The organism is Isoptericola nanjingensis (assembly GCF_050311635.1).
GTDB lineage: Bacteria > Actinomycetota > Actinomycetes > Actinomycetales > Cellulomonadaceae > Isoptericola > Isoptericola nanjingensis.
This window is the reverse complement of sequence record NZ_JBNOZL010000001.1, coordinates 153362-174584: the sequence shown is the minus strand read 5'-3', so window position 1 is coordinate 174584 and position 21223 is coordinate 153362. Positions and strand designations below refer to the sequence as shown.

18 protein-coding genes are annotated in these 21223 nt (G+C 74.4%); 15 read left to right on the top strand and 3 right to left on the bottom strand.

Annotation, left to right across the window (positions count from 1 at the left end; translation table 11 throughout):
* Positions 1–23: 23 nt before the first annotated feature.
* The 4 genes from ispG (at position 24) to ACQP6G_RS00760 (ending at position 4611) form a co-directional block, all read left to right on the top strand.
* Complete coding sequence (gene ispG, locus ACQP6G_RS00775) at positions 24–1166, top strand: flavodoxin-dependent (E)-4-hydroxy-3-methylbut-2-enyl-diphosphate synthase (RefSeq protein ID WP_429762272.1); 1143 nt, start codon at positions 24–26, stop codon at positions 1164–1166.
* A 79-nt stretch (positions 1167–1245) separates the two neighbouring features.
* Entirely contained in the window at positions 1246–2202 is a 957-nt protein-coding gene (locus ACQP6G_RS00770) for a GNAT family N-acetyltransferase (protein WP_429762271.1), read from the top strand.
* Between the two features lie 103 nt (positions 2203–2305).
* Positions 2306–3418 (top strand): L-threonine 3-dehydrogenase, encoded by a 1113-nt coding sequence (gene tdh / locus ACQP6G_RS00765; RefSeq protein WP_429762270.1) that lies wholly within the window; start codon positions 2306–2308, stop codon positions 3416–3418.
* A 2-nt stretch (positions 3419–3420) separates the two neighbouring features.
* Positions 3421–4611, top strand: coding sequence for a glycine C-acetyltransferase (locus ACQP6G_RS00760; protein ID WP_429762269.1), 1191 nt, complete (start codon positions 3421–3423; stop codon positions 4609–4611).
* A gap of 4 nt (positions 4612–4615) precedes the next feature.
* On the opposite strand, the gene ACQP6G_RS00755 is transcribed toward ACQP6G_RS00760, so the two are convergent.
* Complete coding sequence (locus ACQP6G_RS00755; RefSeq protein WP_429762268.1) at positions 4616–5506, bottom strand: Fpg/Nei family DNA glycosylase; 891 nt, start codon at positions 5504–5506, stop codon at positions 4616–4618.
* Between the two features lie 108 nt (positions 5507–5614).
* On the opposite strand from ACQP6G_RS00755, the gene ACQP6G_RS00750 reads away from it, so the two are divergent.
* Complete coding sequence (locus tag ACQP6G_RS00750; protein ID WP_429762267.1) at positions 5615–7420, top strand: proline--tRNA ligase; 1806 nt, start codon at positions 5615–5617, stop codon at positions 7418–7420.
* A gap of 25 nt (positions 7421–7445) precedes the next feature.
* Here the strand turns inward: ACQP6G_RS00750 and ACQP6G_RS00745 are convergent, their stop codons facing one another.
* Positions 7446–8639 (bottom strand): DUF4439 domain-containing protein, encoded by a 1194-nt coding sequence (locus ACQP6G_RS00745; protein ID WP_429762265.1) that lies wholly within the window; start codon positions 8637–8639, stop codon positions 7446–7448.
* Positions 8640–8827: 188 nt separating this feature from the next.
* On the opposite strand from ACQP6G_RS00745, the gene ACQP6G_RS00740 reads away from it, so the two are divergent.
* The 6 genes from ACQP6G_RS00740 to truB all read left to right on the top strand — a co-directional run bounded on the left by ACQP6G_RS00740 (position 8828) and on the right by truB (position 15426).
* Complete coding sequence (locus ACQP6G_RS00740) at positions 8828–9418, top strand: ribosome maturation factor RimP (RefSeq protein WP_429762264.1); 591 nt, start codon at positions 8828–8830, stop codon at positions 9416–9418.
* Positions 9419–9420: 2 nt separating this feature from the next.
* Entirely contained in the window at positions 9421–10488 is a 1068-nt protein-coding gene (gene nusA, locus ACQP6G_RS00735) for a transcription termination factor NusA (RefSeq protein ID WP_429762263.1), read from the top strand.
* Between the two features lie 15 nt (positions 10489–10503).
* On the top strand, positions 10504–10848 hold the full coding sequence (locus tag ACQP6G_RS00730) for a YlxR family protein (RefSeq protein WP_429762262.1): 345 nt from the start codon (positions 10504–10506) through the stop codon (positions 10846–10848).
* A 186-nt stretch (positions 10849–11034) separates the two neighbouring features.
* Positions 11035–13905: a translation initiation factor IF-2 gene (gene infB, locus ACQP6G_RS00725; RefSeq protein ID WP_429762261.1), complete on the top strand. Its 2871-nt coding sequence runs from the start codon at positions 11035–11037 to the stop codon at positions 13903–13905.
* 103 nt (positions 13906–14008) lie between these two features.
* Positions 14009–14467 carry a 30S ribosome-binding factor RbfA gene (gene rbfA, locus ACQP6G_RS00720; RefSeq protein ID WP_429762260.1) on the top strand — a complete coding sequence of 153 codons (459 nt, stop codon included), beginning with the start codon at positions 14009–14011 and terminating at the stop codon, positions 14465–14467.
* Entirely contained in the window at positions 14464–15426 is a 963-nt protein-coding gene (gene truB / locus ACQP6G_RS00715; protein ID WP_429762259.1) for a tRNA pseudouridine(55) synthase TruB, read from the top strand. The genes rbfA and truB overlap by 4 nt, the downstream gene beginning before the upstream one ends.
* A gap of 36 nt (positions 15427–15462) precedes the next feature.
* Here truB and ACQP6G_RS00710 read toward each other — a convergent pair whose 3' ends face one another.
* On the bottom strand, positions 15463–16572 hold the full coding sequence (locus tag ACQP6G_RS00710; RefSeq protein ID WP_429762258.1) for a hypothetical protein: 1110 nt from the start codon (positions 16570–16572) through the stop codon (positions 15463–15465).
* Between the two features lie 115 nt (positions 16573–16687).
* On the opposite strand from ACQP6G_RS00710, the gene ACQP6G_RS00705 reads away from it, so the two are divergent.
* The 4 genes from ACQP6G_RS00705 to rpsO all read left to right on the top strand — a co-directional run bounded on the left by ACQP6G_RS00705 (position 16688) and on the right by rpsO (position 21069).
* A complete protein-coding gene (locus tag ACQP6G_RS00705) occupies positions 16688–17281 on the top strand; it encodes a TetR/AcrR family transcriptional regulator (protein ID WP_429762257.1) in 594 nt (197 codons plus the stop codon).
* Positions 17282–17384: 103 nt separating this feature from the next.
* Positions 17385–18359, top strand: coding sequence for a bifunctional riboflavin kinase/FAD synthetase (locus ACQP6G_RS00700; RefSeq protein WP_429762256.1), 975 nt, complete (start codon positions 17385–17387; stop codon positions 18357–18359).
* Between the two features lie 306 nt (positions 18360–18665).
* Positions 18666–20642, top strand: coding sequence for a peroxidase family protein (locus ACQP6G_RS00695; RefSeq protein ID WP_429762255.1), 1977 nt, complete (start codon positions 18666–18668; stop codon positions 20640–20642).
* A 157-nt stretch (positions 20643–20799) separates the two neighbouring features.
* Positions 20800–21069 carry a 30S ribosomal protein S15 gene (gene rpsO, locus ACQP6G_RS00690; RefSeq protein ID WP_429762254.1) on the top strand — a complete coding sequence of 90 codons (270 nt, stop codon included), beginning with the start codon at positions 20800–20802 and terminating at the stop codon, positions 21067–21069.
* The last annotated feature ends 154 nt before the right edge of the window (positions 21070–21223 follow it).

The window sequence follows — 21223 nt, the reverse complement described above, 5'->3', positions numbered from 1 at the left end:
CCGTGACTGCGATCAATCTCGGCATGCCTACCCCGCCCGCGCCCACGTTGGCCCCGCGCCGCAAGTCCCGCAAGATCCAGGTGGGCAAGGTGGCCGTCGGCGGCGACGCACCGATCAGCATCCAGTCCATGACGACGACCCCGACCACAGACATCAACGCGACGCTGCAGCAGATCGCCGAGCTGACCGCCGCGGGCTGCGACATCGTGCGCGTCGCGGTGCCGACCATCGACGACGCCGACGCGCTGCCCGCCATCGCGAAGAAGTCGCAGATCCCCGTGATCGCGGACATCCACTTCCAGCCCAAGTACGTGTTCGCCGCGATCGACGCCGGCTGCGCCGCCGTGCGTGTGAACCCGGGCAACATCCGCAAGTTCGACGACCAGGTCAAGGAGATCGCCAAGGCCGCCTCCGACGCCGGGGTCTCGCTGCGGATCGGCGTCAACGCCGGGTCCCTCGACAAGCGCCTGCTGGAGAAGTACGGCAAGCCGACCGCGGAGGCGCTGGTCGAGTCCGCGGTGTGGGAGGCGAGCCTGTTCGAGGAGCACGGCTTCCACGACTTCAAGATCTCCGTGAAGCACAACGACCCGGTGGTCATGGTGCGCGCGTACGAGCTGCTCGCCCAGCGCGGCGACTGGCCCCTGCACCTCGGCGTCACCGAGGCGGGCCCCGCGTTCCAGGGCACGATCAAGTCCGCCACCGCGTTCGGCGCGCTGCTGAGCCAGGGCATCGGCGACACGATCCGGGTGTCGCTGTCCGCGCCGCCGGTCGAGGAGGTCAAGGTCGGCACGCAGATCCTGCAGGCGCTGAACCTGCGGCCCCGCAAGCTCGAGATCGTCTCCTGCCCGTCGTGCGGCCGGGCCCAGGTCGACGTCTACACGCTGGCCGAGAAGGTCACGGCGGGTCTCGAGGGCATGACGGTCCCGCTGCGCGTCGCGGTCATGGGCTGCGTCGTCAACGGCCCGGGCGAGGCGCGCGAGGCCGACCTCGGTGTCGCGTCGGGCAACGGCAAGGGCCAGATCTTCGTCAAGGGCGAGGTCATCAAGACCGTCCCGGAGGCGATGATCGTCGAGACCCTCATCGAGGAGGCGATGCGCATCGCCGAGACGATGCCCGCCCCCGAGAACGAGGCCCAGGCCGGGACCCCGGAGGTCACGGTCGGCTGACGGTTCGGCCCGAGGGGCCGCACCGAGGGGCCGCATCGGGGACGATGGCGGGAGGGCCCACGACGGCGAAGGGGGCGTGATGGGCGGCTGGCGACCGGCGGTGCGGGCGCGCGGCGACGCGCGCGGCCTCGACGCGCGGCGACCCCGGGCCCGCGTCCTCGGCCAGGAGGACCTCGCCGAGGCGCGCGCCCTGTGCGCCCGCGACCCGGTGACGTCGGTGCTCGCCGCGGCGCGGCTCGAGGTGGCGGCAGTGGCGGGCTTCGCCGCGGCAGGCGGGCAGGCGTGGGGCTTCCCCGCCACGGGCCCGCTCGTCGCGGTCTGCTGGTCCGGGGCGAACCTCGTCCCCGTGCTGTCCCCGGACCTCGTGGGTCGCGACGCGGACGACGCCGTCGCCGCGTTCGCCGCGACGGCCCGCGCGCAGGGCCGGCGCTCGTCGTCGATCGTGGGGGACCGGACGGCGGCCCTCGCGCTGTGGGACCTGCTCGCGCCCCGCTGGCCCCCTGCGCGCGAGGTGCGCGCCGACCAGCCGTCGCTGGCGATCGCCCGCGACCCGGACGTCGCGCCCGACGCGCTGGTGCGCCGTTCCACCCTCGGCGAGGTGGATGCCGTGCTGCCCGCCTGCGTGCGCATGTTCGCGGAGGAGGTCGGGTACGCGCCGGCCGCGTCGCCCGGCAGCGCGTACGCCCTGCGGGTGCGCTCCCTCGTGGCCGAGGGGCGGTCGTTCGTGCGCATGGAGGCGCCCGGCTCCGCCCCGGGCACTGGCACGGGGCCGGGGCCGGGGCCGTTCGTCGCCTTCAAGGCAGAGCTGGGCGCGGTCGCGGGCGGGGTCGCGCAGGTGCAGGGCGTGTGGGTCGACCCGCTGCGGCGCGGCCGCGGCCTGGCCGCGCCCGGCATGGCCGCCGTCGTCGTCGCGACGCGGCGCGAGGTGGCTCCCGTGGTCTCCCTGTACGTCAACGCGTTCAACGCGCCGGCGCTCGCCACCTACCGACGCGTGGGCTTCGAGCAGGTCGGCACGTTCACGACGGTGCTGTTCTGACGTGCCGGCGTTACCGGATCCGTCCGGATCGTGAGATGGTACGCGGCGTGACGACGCATGCGACGTGGGGTGCACGGGTGTCCGAGGCGCTGGTGGGTGCCGAGTGAGGGCGCTGTACAAGCCGGGGCCGGGCCCCGGGCTGGAGCTGGTGGAGCGTCCCGAGCCGGAGGCCGGCATCGGCGACGTGAAGATCCGCGTGCTGCGCACCGGCATCTGTGGCACCGACCTGCACATCGACCGCTGGGACGACTGGGCCGCCTCGACCATCGCGGCGCCGCTGGTGCCGGGCCACGAGTTCGTCGGCGAGGTCGTCGCGGTCGGTGAGATGGTGCACGACGTCGCCGTGGGCGACCTCGTGTCGGGCGAGGGGCACATCGTGTGCGGCACCTGCCGCAACTGCCGCGCCGGGCGCCGCCAGATGTGCATCCGCACCCAGGGCCTCGGCCTGCACCGCGACGGCGCGTTCGCCGAGTACGTCGTGCTGCCGGCCACGAACGTGTGGGTGCACCACGCCGACGTCGACCTGGACGTCGCGGCGATCTTCGACCCGCTGGGCAACGCGGTGCACACGGCGCTCGCGTTCCCGGTGATCGGGGAGGACGTCCTCGTCTCGGGCTGCGGCCCCATCGGGCTCATGGCGATCGCCGTCGCGCGGCACGCGGGCGCGCACCTCGTGGTCGGCACCGACGTCAGCCCGGCGAGGCTCGAGATGGCGAAGGCCATGGGCGCCGATGCCGCCCTCGACGTCCGCACGGCGCGGGTGGCCGACGCGCAGCGCGAGCTGGGGCTGCGCGAGGGGTTCGACGTCGGCTTCGAGATGAGCGGCGCGCCGAGCGCGCTGCCGGAGATGATCGCCAACATGAACCACGGCGGGCGGATCGCGATGCTCGGCCTGCCGTCGGGGCCGATCGCCGTCGACTGGGGCACGGTCGTGACCCACATGCTCACGCTCAAGGGCATCTACGGGCGCGAGATGTTCGAGACCTGGCAGGCGATGGACGCGATGCTGCGCACCAGCGCGACGCTGCGCACGGCGATCGCGTCCGTCGTCACCGACCGGCTCCCCGCGAGCCGGTGGCGCGATGGCTTCGAGGCCGCGGCGTCCGCGCACGGCGGCAAGGTCGTGCTCGACTGGACGGACTGGGACGACGGCGCGCGGGACGGCGCGCGGGACGGCGCGCAGCACGAGGCGCAGGGCGACGAGGGGAAGGCGTAGCGATGTACGGGACGTTCCGGGAGCACCTGGCGGGGCAGCTCGCCGAGATCGAGAGCGCGGGCCTCACGAAGCACGAGCGCGGCATCGCCGGCCCGCAGGGCGCGCGCATCCGCGCGGACGGCGCCGAGCTGCTGAACTTCTGCGCCAACAACTACCTCGGGCTGGCCGACGACCCGCGCATCGTCGCGGCGGCCCGGCACGCCCTCGACACGTGGGGCTACGGGCTGGCCAGCGTCCGGTTCATCTGCGGCACGCAGGACCAGCACCGCGCCCTGGAGGAGCGCCTGGCGGGGTTCCTCGGGACGGACGACTCGATCCTGTTCTCGTCGTGCTTCGATGCCAACGGCGGGGTCTTCGAGACGCTGTTCGGCGCGGACGACGCGATCGTGTCCGACGCCCTCAACCACGCCTCGCTCATCGACGGCATCCGCCTGTCCAAGGCCGCCCGCTTCCGCTACCGCAACCGGGACATGGCCGACCTCGAGGACCAGCTGCGCGCCGCCCGCGACGGCGGGGCCAGGCACGTCGTGGTCGTCACCGACGGCGTCTTCTCGATGGACGGCTACCTGGCGCCGCTGCGGGAGATCTGCGACCTGGCCGACCGGTACTCCGCCCTCGTCCTGGTCGACGACTCGCACGCGGTGGGCTTCATGGGCGAGCACGGGCGGGGGACGCCGGAGCTGCTCGGAGTCGCCGACCGCGTGGACATCCTCACGGGCACGTTCGGCAAGGCCCTCGGCGGCGCGTCCGGCGGCTACGTCGCGGCGCACCAGGAGATCGTCGACCTGCTGCGCCAGCGCGCCCGCCCGTACCTGTTCTCGAACACCCTCGCGCCGACGATCGTGGCGGGCACCCTCACGGCGCTCGACCTCGTGGAGGGGTCGGGGGACCTGCGCGCCCGCCTGACCGAGAACGCCGCCCTGTTCCGCCGGCTCATGACGGAGGCGGGCTTCGACCTGCTGCCCGGCGAGCACCCGATCGTGCCCGTGATGTTCGGCGACGCCGTGCTCGCGGCGAGGGTGGCGGCGGCGATGGGAGAGCGCGGCGTGTACGTCACGGCCTTCTCGTTCCCGGTCGTGCCGCGCGGCGAGGCCCGCATCCGCGTGCAGCTGTCCGCTGCGCACACGCCCGAGCAGGTCCGCGCGTGCGTCGACGCCTTCGTCGCCTCGCGCGACGCCGTCGCGGCGGGCTGACCGGCTACTTCAGCAGCTTCGACATCCTCCGGTCGGCGAGCACCTGCCCGCCGGTCTGGCAGGTGGCGCAGTACTGCAGCGAACGGTCGGCGAAGCTCACCTCGCGCACGACGTCGCCGCAGACGGGGCACGCCTCGCCCGTCCGGCCGTGCACGCGCATCCCGGCGCGCTTGGCGTCCTTGAGCTCCTTGGCCGGCTTGCCCGACGACGCCGCGACGGCGTCGCGCAGGGTGGTCGCGACGGCGTCGTGCAGCGCCGCGACCTCCTGCGGCGTGAACGACCGGGTGAGCTTGAACGGCGAGACCTTCGCGACGTGCAGGATCTCGTCGGAGTAGGCGTTGCCGATGCCGGCGATCGCGCGCTGGTCGCGCAGCAGGCCCTTGACCTGCTGGTTCCTCTCCTGCATCAGCGCGGCGAGCGCCTCCGGGGTGAAGTCGTCCGAGAGCGGGTCCACGCCGAGCGTGGCGACCTGCTCCACCTCCCGCGGGTCGCGCACCACGTGCACCGCCAGGCGCTTGCGGGTGCCCGCCTCGGTGAGGTCGAACCCGGCGCCGTCGTCCAGCCGCACGCGCAGGGCCAGCGCGGACCCGCGCGACGATCCGCCCATCCGCGGGCGGACCGGTGTCGTGGGGGCCTGGTCCGACCAGCGCATCCACCCGCCGCGGGAGAGGTGGAACAGCAGGTGCACCTGGTCGCCCTCCGGGCCGGCCGTGAGATCGAGCCACTTGCCGTGGCGCGCGACGCCGCGGACCTCCTGCCCGACGAGCGCCGTCACCGGCGGGTCGAAGGTCTTGAGCGCGGCGATGGCCGCGACGTCGGCGGCGACGACGCGGTGGCCGGACGTACGAGCGTCGAGGAACTCCGCCAGCGCCTGCACCTCGGGAAGCTCGGGCATGCGGCCATGCTGCCAGCCGGGCCCGACGCCGACCAGGGGAAGGATCCTGCGGGCGACCGGGGATCCGGGCGACCGGGGGAACCCCGGGGCGCCGCTAGGCTTGCCCCCATGTCGATCGTGTCCGCCCGTCAGCCCCAGGGCGACCTGCTCCGCCTGTCCCAGCTCTTCGTCCGCACCCTGCGGGAGGACCCGGCCGACGCCGAGGTCGCGAGCCACCGGCTGTTGGTGCGCGCCGGCTACATCCGCCGCGCCGCCCCCGGCGTCTACTCCTGGCTGCCGCTGGGCCTGCGGGTCCTCGCCAAGGTCGAGGCCGTCGTCCGCGAGGAGATGGACGCGATCGGCGCGCAGGAGGTGCACTTCCCGGCGCTGCTGCCGCGGGAGCCGTACGAGGCCACCGGCCGCTGGACCGAGTACGGGCCCAACATCTTCCGGCTGAAGGACCGCAAGGAGGCCGACTACCTCCTCGCGCCCACGCACGAGGAGATGTTCACCCTGCTGGTGAAGGACCTGTACTCCTCGTACAAGGACCTGCCCCTGTCGCTGTACCAGATCCAGACCAAGTACCGCGACGAGGCGCGGCCCCGGGCGGGCCTCATCCGCGGCCGCGAGTTCATCATGAAGGACTCGTACTCCTTCGACGTCGACGACGCCGGCCTCGACGCGAGCTACGCCAAGCACCGCGCCGCCTACCAGAGGATCTTCGACCGCTTCGGCTTCGAGTACGTCATCGTGTCGGCGCACGCCGGCGCGATGGGTGGCTCGAAGTCGGAGGAGTTCCTCGCCAAGTCGGCGATCGGCGAGGACACCTACGTCGAGTGCAAGGCGTGCGGCTACGCCGCGAACGTCGAGGCCGCGCGGGCGCCCGTGCCCGACCCGGTCCCGTTCGAGGGCACCGCCGAGGCCCACGCCGAGGACACCCCGGGCACGCCGACGATCGACTCGCTGGTGGACCACCTCAACGAGCGCTTCCCGCGCGAGGACCGCCCCTGGGCGGCGGGGGACACGCTCAAGAACGTCCTGTTCCGGCTGGACCTCCCCGACGGCAGCACCGAGGCCGTCGCGATCGGCGTCCCCGGCGACCGCGAGGTGGACGTCAAGCGCATGGAGGCCGCGTTCTACCCGGCCGAGTTCACGCCGTTCGGCGACGAGGACTTCGCCGCCCGCCCGGACCTCGCCAAGGGGTACATCGGGCCGGGGGCCCTGGGCGAGGACAAGCCGTCGAAGGTCCGCTACCTGCTCGACCCCCGCGTGGTCGAGGGCACCCGCTGGGTGACCGGTGCCGACGTCGCCGGGCGCCACGTGCTCGACCTCGTCGCGGGCCGCGACTTCACCGCGGACGGCACCATCGAGGTCGCCGAGGTGTGGCCCGGCGACCCGTGCCCCAACGGCGACGGCATCCTCGAGACGGCCCGCGGCATCGAGATGGGCCACGTGTTCCAGCTCGGCCGCAAGTTCGCGGAGGCGCTCGACCTCAAGGTGCTGGACGAGAACGGCAAGGCCGTCACCGTCACGATGGGCTCCTACGGCGTGGGGGTCACCCGCGCGGTCGCCGCGATCGCCGAGGACAACCACGACGACAAGGGCCTCGCCTGGCCCGCCCAGGTGGCGCCCGCGCACGTGCACGTCGTCGCGACGGGCAAGGGCACCGAGGTCTTCGACGCCGCCGAGAAGCTCGCCACCGAGCTGGTCGACGCGGGCGTCGAGGTGATCTACGACGACCGCCCCAAGGTGTCGCCCGGCGTGAAGTTCGCCGACGCGGAGCTGTTCGGGGTGCCGTTGATCGTCGTCGTCGGCCGCGGCCTGGCGGACGGCCTGGTGGAGGTGCGACCCCGCGCGGGGGCGTCGGAGCAGGTCCCGGTGGCCGACGCCGCGCGGGTCGTGACCGAGCGCGTGGCCGCCCTGCTGGCGGACTGACCCCCCGGACGGTCCCCGCGGAAGCCTAGGCGGCCGCGTCGTCCCCGGCCTGCTCCGGCAGGCCGGGGAACGGCTCGGGCTCGGCGCCCCAGTCGTCGAGGGCCACGGCGGAGTCGACCAGCAGGTCGACGAGCACCGCGCGGGTGCCGGCCGCCGTCGTGCCCACGAGGGTCGCGTAGTCGGTGGCGAGGTCGGTCTCCAGGTCGATCACCAGGGCCTTGTCACCCTGGTCCGCCACCCGCGGCACGGCGTAGGCGGCGCGCCGCGGGTCGTCCGCCGTCGCCTGCGTGCCCGCCACGGCGGCCCACCCGTCCGCCCGCTGCGCGTGCACGGCGACCCGCTCGAGCAGCCGGTCGCGCGTCGTGCCGGAGCCGATCGCCGCGCGCAGCTGCAGCGCGTAGCGGGTCGCGTCCTCGGACACGACGAGAGTGCTCAGGTCGTGGGGTGTGAGCCCCTCGGGCACGGTGTCGTCGTCCTGCGCGCTGCTGCCCCCGGCGTCCTGCCCGGTCGCCGTGGCGTCGTCCGTCGGGGAGCCGGGGGAGGCCGCCTCCTGCGGGGCGTCCTCCTCGGCGTCGTCCTCGTCGCCCTCGTCGCCCTCGTCGCCCTCGTCGGCGTCCGCAGGCTCCGGCACGCGGGGTTCGACGATGTCGGGACCGGCGACGTCGACCAGCGCCGCGAGGCGCTCGCCCGAGACGGTCTGCGCCGCGCCGACCGACGCCAGCAGCCGGGCCAGCGGCCCGTCGCCGGTGCTCCCGGCGGCCGTCCGCGACCGGGCGGCCGCGTCATCGAGCGCCTCGACGACGTCGGCCGGGGTCGCCTTGTCCCAGGCCGAGGACGGTGCGTCCGTGGGGGCGCCGGTGGCGAGCCCGGAGTCGTACTCGCCGCCCAGCGCCTCGGCCTGCTCGCGCGAGTCCGCGGCGATGCGCGTGAGCTCGGCGACGACCCGCTTGCGCGACGTGGGGAGCTCCTCGAGCGCGGCCTCGGCGCCGTCGGCCACGAGGAGGGCGTCCGCGACGGCGGTGCGGCGCACCACCTCGAGGCTGTCGGGCACCGGCTCGCCCGCGGGCGGGGCCTCCAGCCGCACGCCGCACCCCGCCAGGAGCCCGACGGCGAGCAGCGCCCCCGCGGCGACGGCCACGGGGCGGTGCCGGGCGGTGGGCACGCCCGCGCCGGTCACGTCGTCGGCGGCGGACCGGTCGGGGGCGGGCTGAGGTTCCATCGAGGCCGATGATGCCACGCGCGCGACCCCGTCCGTGTGACGTTCCTCCGCCCGTCACGGGCGCCGGACGGCGCGGGACGGCCCCGTCGTTCGTTACGCTGGTCGCTGCACACAACGACACACCGGCCGCGGGACGTCCCGGCGCGGGAGCACACGGCAGTCCACGACGTGACCCACGGGAGGCAGGGATGGCAGCGCAGCACGGCCGCACCACGGCGGGCGGAGCGAAGGCCGAGGCGGTGCGGCGGGTCGTCACCCCGGCGGTCGACGGCGCGGGCCTGTACCTCGAGGACGTCGTCGTCACGCAGGCCGGCGCGAAGTCGGTCGTGCGCGTCACCGTGGACCTCCCCGAGGACGTGCTGGGCAGCCTCGACTCCGACACGCTCGGCGACGTCTCGCGCGCGGTCTCCGCGGCGCTGGACGCCGACGACGTCGTCCCCGGTGCGTACACGCTCGAGATCTCGACGCCCGGCACCTCCCGGCCGCTGACCGAGCTGCGCCACTTCCGGCGCGCGCGCGGCCGCCTGGTCGTGCTGCGGCTGCGCGCCGGCGGCACCACGTCGGGCCGCCTGACGGAGGTCGAGCCCGGCACGGGCGACGCGGGCGAGGACGCGGTGCTGGTGCTCGAGGACGGCACCCGGGTGCCCCTCGCCGACGTGCGCCAGGGCAAGATCGAGGTCGAGCTGAAGCGCCTGGACGAGGCGCCCCACGAGACAGACACGGACACGGGCGCCGCCCGGGACCACACCACGGGCTCCGCCCGTCACGAGGAGGGCTGACGATGGACATCGACATGAGCACGCTTCGGCTGCTGGAGCGGGAGCGGGACATCAGCCTCGACGTCCTCGTGGAAGCGATCGAGCAGGCGCTGCTGTCGGCCTACCACCGCACGCCCGACGCCTACCCGCGCGCCCGCGTCGAGGTGGACCGCAAGTCCGGGCACGTCGCCGTGTGGGCGCGCGAGGAGATCCGTACGCCGGACCCCGAGGACCCGGAGGCGCGGCCCACGATCGAGCTCGGGCCCGAGTTCGACCACACGCCCGCCGACTTCGGCCGCATCGCGACCGCGACGGCCCGGCAGGTCATCGTGCAGCGCCTGCGCGACGCCGAGGACGACCAGGTGCTCGGCATGTTCCGCGGCAAGGAGGGCGAGGTCCTCGCGGGCGTCATCCAGCAGGGCCGCGACCCGCGCGTCGTCCTCGTGGACGTCGGCGGCACGGAGGCCGTCCTGCCCCCGCACGAGCAGGTGCCCACCGAGGAGTACGTGCACGGCGAGCGGCTGCGCGCCTACGTGGTCGAGGTGTCCCGCGGCATGAAGGGCGCCCAGGTGGTGCTGAGCCGCACGCACCCGGGCCTCGTGCGCAAGCTGTTCGAGCTCGAGGTCCCGGAGATCGCGGACGGCGCCGTCGAGATCACGGCGATCGCCCGCGAGGCGGGCCACCGCTCCAAGGTCGCCGTCCGGTCCAAGGTGGCCGGGCTGAACGCCAAGGGCGCCTGCATCGGCCCGATGGGCGCGCGCGTGCGTGCCGTCATGGCGGAGCTGCACGGGGAGAAGATCGACATCGTCGACCACAGCGACGACCCGGCCCGCTTCGTGGCCAACGCGCTCTCGCCCGCCCGTGTGACCTCCGTCACCGTGGTCGACGCCGACGCCAAGGCCGCGCGGGCCGTGGTGCCGGACTACCAGCTGTCGCTCGCGATCGGCAAGGAGGGGCAGAACGCCCGTCTCGCCGCGAAGCTGACGGGCTGGCGGATCGACATCCGGTCGGACGAGGCGGCGCCCGCCGGGGGCGCTGCCGAGGGCGACGACGCAGGTGGGGCCGCGGCGAGCCGCGGGGCCGAGGGCTGAGGCCGGTCACGGCACGTGGGTCGTCGCGCTAGACTGTCGGGGACCGGGCCACGCGCCCAGCCCTCGACCTCCCCTCGCACCCCTCCGGAAAACTCCGGCCCGGTGCGGACGTGCGTCGGGTGCCGGGAGCGTGACCAGCGGTCCGCTCTTCTGCGGCTGGTGCTCGAGCCGTCGGGACGCGAGGAAGTCCTCGTGGTCGACGTGCGAGGGTGCCTGCCGGGGCGTGGCGCCTGGATCCATCCGACGCCCGCCTGCCTGGCGCTCGCCGAGCGTCGTCGGGCCGTGCCGCGTGCTCTGCGCGTCACCGGTCCCCTCGACCTCTCCGGCGTCCGGGAACACCTGGAGCGGCGAGACCGTTGAGTCCCTCCGGTCCGCACCGCCACCCGGCGGCCGGACCATCGCGACCGAGCACGCTCGGCCGCACCCACTGAAGTCGACAAGGAAGCGGGTCAGAAGCCGATGGGCACCCGATGAGTTCCGTGCGATGAGTACTCGGTACTAACGACGGTCCTCCCTGTCTCGCAGGAGGGCCGAGACAGGAGAGTTGTGGCGAAGATCCGCGTTCACGAGCTGGCCAAGCAGCTCGGGGTGGAGAGCAAGACCCTGCTCGCCGACCTGAAGTCGGCGGGCGAGTTCGTCCGTTCGGCGTCCTCGACGCTCGAGGCACCGGTCGAGCGAGCCATGCGCGACAAGTACAAGGACGCGGCACCCGCGTCCTCGGGCGCCCCGGCGAGCAAGTCCGCCGAGCCGAAGGCTGCGGCGCCCCGCGCCGAGCAGCAGGCGGTTCCGGCGAAGCCCGCCCCCAAGCCCGCCGCGCAGAAGCCGACCCCCGCGCCCGAGGCCGAGGCGCCCGCCGCCCCGGCGGCGGCCGCGACCCCCGCCGCGGCGGCGCCGGAGGCCCCGGCCAAGCCCGCCACCCGTCCCGGTGCGCCGACTCCCGGTCCGCGTCCCGCGGCGCCGAAGCCGGCGCCGGCCGCGCGCGAGCAGCGCGACGGCGGCCGTGACGGTGGTCGTGACGGCAAGGGCGGCCGCGCCCCGCGCCCCGGCAACAACCCGTTCGCGTCCAGCCAGGGCATGCCGCGCCAGGGGCAGCGCCCCGGCGGCGCCGGTGGCCCGCGCCCGGGCAACAACCCGTTCGCGTCGAGCCAGGGCATGCCGCGCCCCGGCCAGCGCCCGGACCGCGGCGAGGCCGCGCCCGAGCGTTCGGGCGAGCGTCCCGGCGGTCCCCGTCCGGGCGGTCCCCGCCCCGGCGGCCCGCGTCCCGCGGCGCCCCGTCCCGGCGGCCCGCGCCCCAACCCCGGCATGATGCCGGGCAAGACCTCGATGCCGCGTCCCGGCGAGCGCCCCGCGCCCGCGGGCGGCGGCCGTGGCGGCGGTCGCGGTGGCGGCCCCGGCGGCGGTGGCGGCGGTGGCTTCCGTCCCGGCGGTGGCGGCGGCTTCGGCGGCCGTCCCGGCGGTCGCGGCGGTGCCGGTCGCGGTTCCACGCAGGGTGCGTTCGGCCGTGCAGGTGGCCGTCCGGTCCGTGGGCGGAAGTCGAAGCGCGCGAAGCGGCAGGAGTTCGAGCAGATGCAGGCGCCGTCGCTCGGCGGCGTGCAGGTGCCCCGCGGCAACGGTTCGACCGTCGTCCGCCTGCGTCACGGCTCGTCGCTGAACGACTTCGCCGACAAGATCGACGCGAACCCCGCGAGCCTGGTCACGGTGCTGTTCCACCTCGGTGAGATGGCGACCGCGACGCAGTCGCTGGACGAGGACACGTTCGGCACGCTGGCCTCCGAGCTCGGCTACGTCATCGAGATGGTGTCGGCCGAGGAGGAGGACCGCGAGCTGCTCGGGGCCTTCGACATCGACCTCGACGCCGAGCTCGAGGGCGAGTCGGACGACGAGCTCATGCCGCGTCCGCCGGTCGTCACCGTCATGGGTCACGTCGACCACGGCAAGACGCGTCTTCTCGACGCGATCCGCCAGACCGACGTCGTCTCCGGCGAGGCCGGCGGCATCACCCAGCACATCGGTGCGTACCAGGTGCGTCGTGAGCACGAGGGCGTCGACCGTCCGATCACCTTCATCGACACCCCGGGTCACGAGGCGTTCACCGCCATGCGTGCCCGTGGTGCCCAGGTGACGGACATCGCGATCCTCGTGGTCGCCGCCGACGACGGCGTCATGCCGCAGACGGTGGAGGCGCTGAACCACGCCCAGGCGGCCAACGTGCCGATCGTGGTCGCGGTGAACAAGGTGGACAAGGAGGGGGCGAACCCCGACAAGATCCGCCAGCAGCTCACCGAGTACAACCTGGTGGCCGAGGAGTACGGCGGCGAGACGATGTTCGTCGACGTCTCCGCGAAGCAGAACCAGGGCATCGACCAGCTCCTCGAGGCGGTGCTGCTCACGGCCGACGCCTCGCTGGACCTGCGGGCGAACCCGGACAAGGACGCCCGAGGCGTGGCCATCGAGGCCAACCTCGACAAGGGTCGCGGCGCCGTCGCGACCGTCCTCGTCCAGTCGGGCACCCTGCACGTCGGTGACGCGATCGTCGCGGGCACGGCCCACGGCCGCGTGCGCGCCATGTTCGACGAGCACGGCGAAGCCGTGACCGAGGCGGGCCCGGCCCGGCCGGTCCTGGTGCTCGGTCTCGCGTCGGTGCCGAGCGCCGGCGACACCTTCCTGGTGGCGCCGGACGAGCGCACGGCCCGCCAGATCGCCGAGAAGCGCGAGGCCGCCGAGCGTGCCGCCCTCCTGGCCAAGCGCCGCAAGCGCATCAGCCTCGAGGACTTCACGCAGGCGCTCCAGCAGGGCAAGGTCGAGACCCTCAACCTGGTCCTCAAGGGCGACGTCTCCGGTGCCGTGGAGGCCCTGGAGGACGCCCTGCTCAAGATCGACGTCGGCGACGAGGTCGAGCTGCGCGTCATCCACCGCGGTGTGGGTGCGATCACGCAGAACGACGTCAACCTGGCCACGGTCGACAACGCGGTCATCATCGGCTTCAACGTGAAGTTCGGCGAGCGCGTCGAGGACCTCGCGGACCGCGAGGGCGTCGAGGTCAAGTTCTACTCGGTCATCTACCAGGCGATCGACGACGTCGAGGCGGCCCTCAAGGGGATGCTCAAGCCGGAGTACGAGGAGGCCCAGCTGGGCACGGCGGAGATCCGCCAGGTCTTCCGCTCCTCGAAGTTCGGCAACATCGCGGGCTCGATCGTCCGGTCGGGCACCATCCGCCGCAACACGAAGGCGCGCGTCCTGCGCAACGGCAAGATCGTCGGGGACGACCTCACGATCGAGTCGCTGCGTCGCGAGAAGGACGACGTCACCGAGGTCCGCGAGGGCTTCGAGTGCGGTATCGGCCTGGGGTCGTTCAACGACGTCACCGAGGGTGACATCATCGAGACCTTCGAGATGCGCGAGAAGCCGCGCGCCTGACGGTCGCGCCGCAAGGTACAGCTCGACGGCGTCCCGACCCGCCCCGCTTCGACAGGAGCAGGGCAGGGCGGGGCGCCGTCGGCGTCGAGAGAGGGAGACACCCATGCCCGGACCCAAGGGCGAAAGGCCCGAGAACCCGCGTGCCCGCAAGCTCGCGGACCGCATCAAGGAGATCGTCGCGCAGCTGCTCGACACACGGATCAAGGACCCGCGTCTCGGCTTCGTCACGGTGACGGACGTCCGGGTCACGGGCGACCTGCAGAGCGCCTCGGTGTTCTACACGGTGCTCGGCACGGACGAGGAGCGGGCGGGCACCGCGGCGGCCCTGGAGAGCGCCAAGGGCGTGATCCGCTCGGAGGTCGGCAAGCAGACCGGCGTGCGGCTCACCCCGACCCTCGAGTTCTTCCTGGACTCGATGCCGGAGAACGCCGCGCACCTGGACGCCGCGCTCCTCGAGGCGCAGCGCCGGGACGCCGAGCTCGCCGCCCTGCGTGAGGGCAAGGGCTTCGCCGGCGAGGAGGACCCGTACCGCAAGCCGCGCGAGGACGACGAGGACGAGTGAGCGGCCAGGGGGAGCGCCCGCCCCGCCGCCCGACCGCTCCTGACGGGTTCCTCGTCGTCGACAAGCCGGCGGGCTGGACCAGCCACGACGTCGTCGGGCGGTGCCGCCGGCTGGCCGGGACGCGCAAGGTCGGCCACGCGGGCACCCTCGACCCGATGGCGACGGGCGTGCTCGTCGTCGGGGTCGGGCGGGCCACGAAGCTGCTCACCTACGTGGTCGGCGCGGACAAGGCGTACGACGCGACGATCCGCCTCGGCGTCGCCACCGCGACGGACGACGCGGAGGGCGAGGTCGTCGAGGCCCTCGGGGTCGGCGCCGGCGTGGACGGCGCCGACCTGGCACGCGAGGTGGCCGTCCTGACGGGGGACATCCGGCAGGTGCCCACGACGGTGAGCGCGATCAAGGTGGACGGCAAGCGTGCCTACGCGCGCGCCCGGGCGGGGGAGGACGTGGTCCTCGAGGCCCGCCCGGTCACCGTGAGCCGCTTCGACGTGCTCGGCACACGACCCGCGACGACGGACGACGGCGTGGCCGTGCTCGACGTCGACGTGACCGTGGTCGTGTCCTCGGGGACGTACGTCCGCGCGCTGGCCCGCGACCTGGGCGCCGCGCTCGGGACGGGCGGCCACCTCACGGCGCTGCGCCGCACGAGGGTGGGCGGCTACGAGCTCGCCGCGGCACGCACGCTCGAGGAGCTCGAGGCCCAGGCGGACGCCGACGGCGTGCTCGCGACGCTGCCGCTCGCGGAGGCCGCCCGCGCGACGTTCCCGGTCAGGGAGCTGACGGCCGACGAGGCTCGCGCCCTCGGCTACGGCCAGTGGGTGCCCGCGAGCGGAGAGCGCGGCACGGTCGCCGCGATCGGCCCGGACGGCGTGCTCGTCGCGCTGCTGGAGGACACCCGTCGCCGCGGCGAGGCGCTGGCGAAGCCCGTCCTCGTCCTCGCCCCGGCCGGCGGCTGAAGCGCACCCCGCGACCGGCGCGGTCGGGGGCGTCCGTCAGGCGTGGAGCGCCGGCTCGCCGTGGCGCGCGGCGCGCTCCAGCGCCTCGTCGCGCGCGGCCTCGGCGTCGGGCTCGACGCCGCCGGCGGTGCGCAGGTGGCCCACCAGCGACAGGAGCACCCCCGCCGCGGCCCAGAGGCCGAGGGCGAGCCAGGCGGGCGCGGCGTCCGCCGACGGGAAGTACGACAGGTCGCGCAGCAGGGTGGCGCCCGCACCCGGCGGGAACCACTGGCCGATCTCGCCCCAGTGCCACGGGAGGAACTCCGGCGGCATGGTGGCGCCGGAGATCGGGTTGGCGACGAGCATCATCGTCACCGCGCCGACCGCGATCCCGGCCCGCCCGAGCAGCGCCACGAACCCGGTGATCGGCGCGGCCACGGCCGCGAGCGCGAGGGCCGCGGCCCCCGCGTTCGTCCACCAGTCGCCCTGCAGCACCCCGAACCACGACTGCAGCACGGCCACGAGGACGCCCCCGCCCACCGCCGCGTACACGGCGACGGCGAGCACCCGGCGCAGGGCGCCCACCACCAGCACGGAGATCGTGATGCCGCCGAGCATCCCGCCCAGCAGCAGGGGGAACATCGCCGCGGTCAGGCCGGTCCCGCGCGGGTCGTCCGGGGACAGGGGGACGACGTCGGTCACGGTGACGGACGGGGCGGCGGCCGGGTCACCTCCGGCGGCGGCCGCCTGCTGCGCGAGACCCGCCTGCAGCTGGGGCGCGAGCCCGGTGAGGAGCTGGTTCGTGACGCTGCCGGCCGCCGAGGCCGTGAGCACCTCGGGCGCCTCGCCGAGCACGATCGCGCCGTAGGCATCGCGCTCCTGGATCGCGGCGACGGCCGCGTCGCGGTCCGCGACCGGGAGGAGGTCGACGGCGCCGGGCTGCGCCTCGTCGAGGGCGGCCCCCACGCCGGCGACGGCCTGCGGCGGGCCGGCGACGGCCACGGGGAGGTCCTTCGGCTCGGCCGTGACGGCGGGCCAGGAGAAGGCGAGCACGAGCACGCCGACGACGGCGGCGACCGCGACGCCGAGGCCGACGACGCGGCCCCACGGCGTGTGCGGCGCAGGGCGCTCGACGGGTGGTGCGGTGGTGTCCGAGGTGGACGACATGGTGGGCTCCCGGAGGTGCGAATCTCAAAAAACGAATGTTTGTTCTTTATCGCAAGAGTGCGCGCCGGTCCCTAGACTTGTCAACCGTCCGCCACCGCCCTCGGGAAGGGGTCCGATGCCACGTGTGACCGACGCGCACCGCGAGGCGCGACGCGCGCAGATCCGGGCGGCGGCGCTCCGCGCGTTCACGGCCAAGGGATACCAGCGCACCTCCATCTCCGACGTCGTCGCGGAGTCGGGGCTGTCCGCGGGGGCGATCTACGGCCACTACGACGGCAAGCAGGCCCTCTTCGCCGCCGTCGCCGAGGAGGTGCTCTCCCGGCGCGGGGCGGAGATCGAGGACGCCTCGGGCACCGGGGGGCCGCCCCCGCCGCTGACGGTGCTGACCATCCTCGCGGGCGGCATGAGCCGGGACCTCGAGGACGGCCGCCTCCTCGTGCAGCTCTGGGCGGAGTCCACCGTCGACGAGGTGATCCACGACGTCGTCCAGGAGGTCGTGTCGACGCTCAAGGGCGTCCTCCGCGGCGCGCTGCGCACCTGGTACGCCACGCGGCCCGACCTCGCCCCCGACGGCCCGGACGCCGCGGCCGAGCTCCTGCTGCCCGTGATGCTGGGCCTGGGCCAGGGGTTCCTCATGCAGCGGGCGATGCTCGACGACTTCGACCCCGAGCGGTACCTCGCCGCCGCCGCGGCGGTGCTGCCGCGATGAGCGGGGCGCGCGTCCGTCCGGTGCGGGATCGTCGGTCTATTCTTGACGGTCGGTGCCCGCAGGGGGCGCCGGCAGCCGACCTCGACGAGACGGAGCGCGACGCGTGCAGGTGTTCACGGACCTGGACCAGGTCCCCGGCGGCTTCGGCCCGTCGGTCGTCACGATCGGCAACTTCGACGGCGTCCACCGCGGCCACCAGGCCGTGCTGGGGCGCCTCGTGGACCTGGCCCGCGCCGACGACCGCCTCGCGGTGGCTCTCACCTTCGACCCGCACCCGGCCCAGGTGCACCGTCCGGAGACGGCCCCCGAGCTGCTGACGGGGCTGCGCGACCGGCTCGACCTCCTGGCCCGTGCGGGCCTCGACGCCGTGCTGGTCGTGCCGTACACGCTCGATCTCGCCGCGCAGACGCCGGAGGAGTTCGTCACCCGCTACCTGGTGGACGGCCTGGGCGCGCGCTCCGTCGTCGTCGGGCACGACGTCCGCTTCGGCAAGGGCAACGCCGGCACGCTGGCCACGATGGTGGAGCTCGGCGGCACCCACGGCTTCGAGGTCGTGGCCGTGGACGACGTCGGCGAGTGCGCGCCCGGCAGCGCCGGGGCGCGCGAGCGCTGGTCGTCGTCGGCCGCGCGGGCGCTGCTGGCGGAGGGTGACGTGGCCCAGGCCGCCGAGGTGCTCGGCCGGCCCCACCGCGTGCGCGGCACCGTGGTCCACGGGGACGCGCGCGGGCGCGAGCTCGGCTTCCCGACGGCGAACCTCGGGCACGCCGAGGGCATGGTCCCCGCCGACGGCGTGTACGCGGGCCGGCTGCTGCGGCCGCAGCTCGCGCAGGAGGACCCGGGCAACCCCGACGCCGACCTGCCCGCGGCCATCTCCGTGGGCACCAACCCGACGTTCGACGGCGTGGAGCGTCGCGTCGAGGCCTACGTGCTCGGCCGCGACGACCTGGACCTGTACGGGGAGACGGTCGTGCTGGAGCTCGTGGAGCGGCTCCGTCCCACGCTGCGGTTCGACGGCGTCGAGCCTCTCATCGAGCAGATGCACGCCGACGTCGCGCGGGCACGCGACATCCTGCGCTGAGATCCCGCGCTGCGATCCTGCGCTGACGCCTCCCGCGACGCGGGAGCGGGTGAAAGCGCGCGTGACCGGTCACGGGCGCGGTCGGCGGCCCTCTCTCCTGGCGTGACGGAGCGGGCGTGCCCGGTCCGTGGGCCGCGGTGGTACCGCGGACCCGTCGCGGCGTGCCATCGCACTCCCTGATCCACTGCGGTGGCCGCGTCGCAGCGCGCTGTCCCGGGCCGTCTCCCTCCCTGAGCGGCGGCGGCCCGGGACTCGCCCCGCGTCGGGCGGCGCCCGGCGCCCGCTTCTCCCGAGAGGGGCAGAGCCATGGCGGCTCAGCAAGCCATCGAGCAGGAAGCGCCCGAGCCCGGGCACGACCTCCACTCGGACCCGGTCGGCCGGACGGTGCGCAGCGTGCGCCACGGCGGCCAGGTCCGCCCGCGCCCTCGACCCCGTCCGCGACCCGATCCCGACCCGGGGTCGTCGCCCGCACCCCTGCTGCACGAGACGGAGCTCGCCGTCCTGCGCGACATCGTCGAGGACCGCTTCGAGGCGACGACGTCGTTCGACTACCTCTTCCGCGGCCTGCGCGGGCGCTTCCCCGCCGCTCACCTGCCGGTCGGCGACGGCGACGACCCGCCCGAGGGGCCGATCGGTGGACCGACCGTGGACGCGGTCGTCGCGGCGCTGAAGAAGCTCGGCGCGGGGATGATCGAGCCGGCAGGTCCGCCGAACCCGGCCCTGGACTCCACGGTCCCCGCGATCTACACCTACTGGGGTCAGTTCATCGACCACGACATCACCCTCAACACCAACGGGCCCGACGGCCCGCCAGGGGCGGGGGAGCGGCCGCGACCCGGCGACCTGGTGCTGGGCGACATCGTGTCCGACCCGTTCACGGCGTTCCCGCCCGAGGTCGTGGTCCGCAGCCTGCACAACGGCCGGCACCCGTTCCTCAACCTCGACAGCCTGTACGGCAGCGGACCGCGGTTCCCGGGCGAGCCCGGTCGGAGGACAACCCGCAGCGAGGCCGCGTACGCCACGACCGACCCGACCAAGCTCGCGCTCGGCCGCGTGGCGACGACCCCGATCCCGGGGTTCGAGCTGGTCCCCCCGGGCGACGACCCGCAGCGCGACCTGCCGCGGTTCTCGTCCGAGGAGATCGCGGAGCTCGACGTCCCCGAAAGCGACCGACCGGCCCCCGGGTCCGCGAAGATCCCGGACGGGCGCAACGACGAGAACCTCGTCGTGGCCCAGCTCCACCTCGGGTTCATCCGGTTCCACAACGCCGTCGTCGAGTGGGTCCGCCGCACCGAGCCGTGGCTCACGGTGGACGAGCGGGCGGTCTTCGACCGCGCCCAGCAGCTCACGCAGCACCACTACCAGTGGCTGGTCGTGCACGACTACCTGCGCACGCTGACCAAGCCGGGGGTGCTCGACGAGGTGCTCGTGGAGCCCTCCCTGCTGTTCCGGCCCCGCCGCAAGATCGCGATGCCGCTCGAGTTCGCGGTCGCGGCCTTCCGTTTCGGGCACTCGATGGTGCGGGGCGGCTACGACTACAACCTCAACTTCGGGAAGGTCGCCCCGCCGGCCGCGCCGCCGCGGGCCGCGTTCGGGAGCCTGGTGCAGCTGTTCGAGTTCACCGGCGGCGGAGGCCTCGTGCCCACGGGCGCGCCTCCCGGCGAGGTGCTCCCGTCGAACTGGCCGATCGACTGGGCCCGGTTCGTCGACAAGGGCGACCCGGACCGCCGGCGCTCGGCGGCGAAGATCGACCCGTTCCTCGCCAACGGCCTGGCGACGATGCTCAAGGAGGGCAACGACCCGGGCCTGGCCCCGGGGGTCAGCGCCCTGCTCAAGCAGCTCGCGCAGCGGAACCTGCTGCGCGGGTACTGGCTGTCCCTGCCCACCGGCGAGGCGGTGGCGGAGGCGCTGCACGTGCCGGCCCTGACCCCCGAGCAGCTCACCCGGGGTGCGTCCCAGGACGTCAAGGACGCCCTGTCGGCGCTGGACGGGACGCCGCTGTGGTACTACGTGCTCAAGGAGGCGGAGATCCAGGGGAACGGCAACTTCCTCGGGGACGTCGGCAGCCGGATCCTGTGCGAGACCTTCGTCTACCTGCTCCGGGCCGACGACGCCTCGTACCTCTCCGTGGGCTGGACCCCGGCGCAGGGGGTGCGGATCGACGGCGGGAAGATGATCACGACGATCGGCGACCTGCTCCGCTTCGCCGGCGTCCTGGCCCTCGACGACGGCACGACGTTCCGCCAGGTCGGCGGGCTCCCGGCGGGGCACGACGGGGACTGAGCCGCTCGTCGTTGTGTCGTGGCACACGTCGCGCCGCCCGCCGGGATCCGGCGGGCGGCGCGCTGGTAGCATGGTGGGGCCGTACGAACGGCCGCGGATCCAGAGCGCCCCGGTGAACGAGTCCCGGAGCACCGCGCAACGACACCGAAGGAGAGCCATGCCGCTCGACGCTGCCACCAAGCAGTCCATCATCACCGAGTACGCCACTCACGAGGGCGACACCGGCTCGCCCGAGGTGCAGATCGCGCTCCTCACGCAGCGCATCAACGACCTGAACGAGCACCTCAAGGAGCACAAGCACGACCACCACTCGCGTCGTGGCCTGCTGCTCCTCGTCGGCCAGCGCCGCCGCCTGCAGGCCTACCTGCAGAAGATCGACATCGAGCGTTACCGCGCGCTGATCCAGCGCCTCGGTCTGCGCCGCTGACTCCGCCTGCCAGCCCGGTCACCCTCGCGGGGGCCGGGCTGGTCTGGTGTGATGTCCCTGTCATAACCACCATCGCGCCGCCGGATCCTCGTCCGGTCCTCGGTAGTGGCCCCCCGAACCGTCCGGCCCCGCGGCCGGGCCCGGCTCCGTGGGC